General features: G+C 56.7%; 4 protein-coding genes. All 4 read right to left on the reverse strand.

Annotated elements, in window-relative coordinates:
- Positions 1–101: transposase (locus IF809_RS37930; protein WP_352472059.1), on the reverse strand; the 101-nt coding region annotated here is incomplete at its 3' end.
- 61 nt (positions 102–162) lie between these two features.
- Positions 163–432, reverse strand: a complete 270-nt coding sequence (locus IF809_RS37935) for a site-specific integrase (protein WP_028144096.1) — start codon at positions 430–432, stop codon at positions 163–165.
- Between the two features lie 432 nt (positions 433–864).
- Positions 865–2,619: a nodulation protein NodU gene (gene nodU / locus IF809_RS37940; protein WP_080588739.1), complete on the reverse strand. Its 1,755-nt coding sequence runs from the start codon at positions 2,617–2,619 to the stop codon at positions 865–867.
- 500 nt (positions 2,620–3,119) lie between these two features.
- Positions 3,120–4,313 (reverse strand): pyridoxal phosphate-dependent aminotransferase, encoded by a 1,194-nt coding sequence (locus IF809_RS37945; RefSeq protein WP_049802023.1) that lies wholly within the window; start codon positions 4,311–4,313, stop codon positions 3,120–3,122.
- Between the last annotated feature and the right edge of the window lie 641 nt (positions 4,314–4,954).

Raw genomic sequence — 4,954 nt, forward strand, 5'->3', positions numbered from 1 at the left:
CTGACGCCATGCTTGCGGCACAGATCGGCGACCGACACGCCGGCCTCATGCTCCTTCAAAATCCCGATGATCTGCTCTTCCGAAAAGCGGCTGCGCTTCATGCTCTGGTCCTTGTGGTGGGCCAGAACGAACTTCAAACTGGATCAAGCCCGAGGGGCAAGGTCAGATGTGATCGGGCACGATTGGTAGCTTTTGGAGCGCTTCCAACATCTGCTTGAGTTTGGCCGAACTGGCGTATCGCTCTTCCGTAATGTTGTCGCCGCCATGGCCGAGTATGTCGGCGCGGAGTTCAGAAGCCACGCCAGCGTGCTTCAGATCAGCGCCTCCGCTTTTGCGAAACGAATGGAAAACCTTCTTCTCGGCGGCATTGGGCACCGCGACGTTTGGCACTTTGATCCAATCACCATAGAACGTGTCGCCGAGTCCGGTCATTAGCCGCTCGCAGCTCCGGAAATAAAAGCTTGTGGCCCAGCTTTTTAATGGCGGAGTGGTATTGAAGAAACCCAAGTCGGAGAACTTCACTTATGAGCGGCACTCGCCGCATCGACTGCAGATTCTTCAGCGCTCGGTGCTCGTTCGGCCGAATGAAGATATAGGGGATTCCATTCTCTTCGAGAACGTCATCGATGTCCAAGCCGCATAGCTCCTCTCGGCGCCCGAAAGTGTATCTCGCGAGGTACGGTACGACGTGCAATGCGTCGTGATAGACGAGCGAACCGGCCTTGATCCTGTTTTCGGAATCCTTGCATCCTCTCCATGGAGCTTGACGGAATATAGCGGCCAAGTCTTCAGCAGAAAACGGATTGCTTTGGTCGCGATCCCTACCTTTCTTCGTTACCCCTAGGCCTGCAGCGATCGCATTCGTCAAACAAGGCGGCCTCTGGCGGGAGGTATCCGATCTTTGGCGTACGGTTCCGCCTCCGCGCGCTGAGAGAGAAAGATGTCGTTGGCCAGCACTGAGTCTCCGCCCGCGCGTTTCGTCCACAGCACGCCATCGCACCACACGTGGTCAACGCGGTCCCACTGGCAGGCAGATGCCGCATTCGGGAAAAACCCGCGTCCATTGTGATTGGCGCTTGTGTTGCATAGTAGCGGAATGCCCGTGAGGCCCTCGTATTCGACGAGAAGTTCGGCGATTTTGTGCTGAGAGGTCCTGCAAATAGTCTGCAATCGAGCAGATCCGTCCAGATGCACAACAGCGGGGATCTTGGCCCGCCATTCTGCTCGTGTTAGGTGCTCGAAGAGCATGTAAGGGTCTGGCGTTCCAGGACTAAAAATATCCGGCGCACGATCCTCCAGGCATATTGGCGCTACCGGCCGGAAGTGCTCGCGAAGTTTGATGTCGTTGAGACGGTCCTTCATTCGCGGCGATGTCGCCGCGGCCAGTATGCTTCTGCTACCCAAAGCCCGAGGTCCAAGCTCCGCGCGGCCGGCAAGGAAAATGACGGGCTTGTTGCTGGCGAGAATCGTTGCAAGTTCACGCATGCTACATGGTGAGCCGTCCCATCCGGGCGGCACGTCGCCTCGTTCCACGGCTGGACCACTATAGACGGACCATTCCAATGGTACAAAGCCTTGGTCCGCCCCTAATGCGGAGCAAGCGGCACCTATTGCCGAGCCACTGTCATTCGGAAAGGGTGGCACCCAGATAGCATCGAACAAGCCGGCAGCTCGTAGTGTGCTATTCCATTTTATGTTGAGACCGCAACCGCCGGCGATGCACAGATTGCGCGCGGGAAGCCTCGAATGTCTCTGTATAGCACTCGCGAGCTTGGTAACGAGCAGACGCTCTTGGAACCAATGAAAGGATGCAAGCACATCTTCGGGGGCTTTGGCTTTTAACCGTAGCGCGCTGGCATCGAAGAACTCGTGGACAGGCTCAAGCGCGGCGTCCTCGCTGCAACGATCGACTGGCTCCGTAAACGTGCTAAAGTGCTTTTCGTAGAGCTCCTGAAACACCTCGACGATGCCTTCGTCGACCGAACCGAGCGCGATATAGGCCATCAACTTGCCCGCAACACCGAGGTCCCACTTGGTCCGGTTCGACTGCTTGTATGGTCCGAAGTGGTAGCCTGCGGCAGCATAAGCATGCCCGATCAGCGGGAAGAGGCACTCGAGGAACCTGGCTGCGCGGCGTTCTATATGGTAGAGACGTGGAAAGGAGGCGCCGTCCCACACCAGACAGAACGCGGGCTGCCCGGCCTTGGCGAAAGGGCTAGTACAAAAGGCCGAAGCCACATGGGCTGTGACATGCGGATAGCTTTGATAGGGGAAGGCGCTCCCGTTGAGCATTAGCCCAGAGCCGTCGTGCGCTATGAGGAGGCCTTCGGCATCGCCCTCAACATACGGCGCCCCTTTAAGGGTAATGGGTGCAGTCCCACTGAAAACCTCAAATTGTGACTCGACCTCGCCCCACCATCCGTCGATGACGAAGCGATCAACGTCTCGCGGATCAAAACCGTGCTCTGCCAGGGCGACAACAACTGCATCGAGATTGTCGATTTTTTGATATCGCGGATTATTGCCCCGCTTCTCCTGCTCGATACAAAAGACAAGCCGTCCGTCCTCGATAAGAGCGACTGCTCCGTCATGGGTCAGTTTGATACCGCAGATGCGCATACTGTCTCCGAACCTAATGCCGGTGATCCACTCGACTTGAAGGCGCCGCAACTGTTGCTCATCGCGAGACTCAGATGGGCTCCCATCTGTCACGATGCACGCTCTGGGCCAGTTCAAATCAGTGGAATCGCTGGCGATTGTCTGATCAAAGTCGGAGTTGGAAGCGACTTGACCGATTCGTGACACCGGACGCGTTCGGTTTCGGACCAAGCACTCCCGCCTACGGCGACAATTTGCGTGCGTGCGACCTGCGGCCCTTTGTGCCTTCTCCGACGTCGAGCGAACGAGTGCATCGGAACTCTTTACCGGATGGTGAGATCGTCGACCAGATCAGGAGACGTGACCTCCAGAGGCGGCGACGAAATGCGGTCTTTGACGTTACGATTCGACCGATGCTCGCCGTTAACGGACATAGGAGCTGCTTACATTGCCGAGTGCAAGTCATCAGCTGAAGCGCAGATATTCACAACCATGCCTTTCGTCTGGAACTGGACCGGCCGTTATTTGATCCTAAGGCTATTTAGCGCCTGGACGACGCGCGTCAGGCCGATGGCCGATGCCCCCGGAGGGGCGCCGAATGAGAGTCGCAGACCGTTGACGTCGCCAAACGCGTCTCCCCCAACGCAAGCCACGTTAGTTTGCTTCAGGAGCCAGCTTGCAACATCATCCGTCACTCCAACGCGACCTTCGTCCTGCAAAGCAGATGCAAGCCTGTTCAGATCAAGATAGAAGAATAATGCCCCGTCGGCACGAGGTGGCGTTACATCACGTAGATTAGAAAGGATGTTAAGACCTATGTCGCGAGCGTCGAAAAGCCGTTGGTATGTCTCCCGCTCAATACGGCCGCCGACCTGAAAGTGGCTCAGCGTAGCCTGCTGCGCCTCTCGACTTGGTATCATCGCTGCATAGCCCTGAAGCTTTCTAGCGGCGGAAACGATGGCCCTTGGAGCCGCGAAATAACCCAAGCGAGAGCCTGATATCTCCAGCGCCTGTGAACATGGATTGACCATGATCGTTCGCGATCGCACGGCGGGGTGCGCCACGACGATCGACTCATGGCGGTGTAAACCAGTGAATACCAATCTTGAGTAGCGCTCGTCCGAAATGATCCATATTCGGAATTCGATAGCAAGCTCGCCGACGTCCTGCAATGTTGTTCGGCTGTAGACTGCGCCCGTCGGATTGTTGGGTGAATTGATAATCATCGCTTTAGTCCGCGATGTAATGGCAGCTCGGATTGAGTTGCCATCAGGAGTATATCGTGGGCGCTGAGCGTCGACGAACACTGGTACTGCGCCAGCGGCGTGAACCAGTGCTGGGACAAACGGTTGCCAGGGGCGGATAATGATAACTTCGTCGCCCCGCTCTAGGACAGCCAGGCCCGCACAAAGCAGCGCTTCCTTTGAGCCGGCAGTGATTGCGATCTCTTCCGCACTCCAATCAAAGCCTGTCTGGGCGGCGAGCCTTTCCGCAATAGCTTTGCGGAGCGGCATGAGGCCAATGGGATCCAGGACGCCGCTCGCCCCAGAATCGACAGTAACCATCGCCCTCTCGTGCGCTAATGAGAGTGACTGGAAGATCTCGTCATTTGCGAGATCGATAAACTCATGCCCGCCAAAAGCAGAACCCGACGCCACGTCCTGGGCGCCGGGCACACGCTCTGTAAAACAGAACGATATCGAGTCTGACTGCAAGTGACCTCCTACGGTCGTCGAACTCGAGCAGCGAGCCAAAGCTCGCGACCGCCGTACTCTCGCGGTCTAGCCATCGAACCATATTCGGCGAGGCTGGCGATCTCACCTACACCGACACAGCCCCCCTACACAAAGCCGACAGCCTAATCGCCCGTCGCTCCATGCTGAGTGCTTGGTGCGACAATTGTGGCTCAACATCAAACTGACGGCTCTTTGGCTCGACTACGCTGCATAGAACGGCTGGACTGCTTGCAAAATGCGGGCCCCTGCCATCCTCCTACTTGCGAAGCGTTTTGCAGCCGGCACGTGGATACTTGAACGACCTCGGGCTCAAAGGATTTCGCAAACGTGAGGACTAGGCACGTGCGCCGCGACAGAGCCGTTGACGGTGACATATTGCAGTTGCTCCTGCCAAATTCGTTCAAGGTGCATCGGCGCCCGATCCGCGCAGGCGGCACGGTGTGTCATCGCCAGGAATTTTGGTGCCTGATCAATCACCAGTGTTAGTAGTTGATCCGGTACGCGTTGAAAACGCGCGTTAAGATGTTGCGACCTTTCCAGACAATCATGCACCATGCAAGCTGATGATAGAGGGTCAATATGTAAGCCAAATGGAAGCGAAGATTACAATGGCGTGAGAA

Source organism: Bradyrhizobium sp. UFLA06-24 (assembly GCF_054967145.1).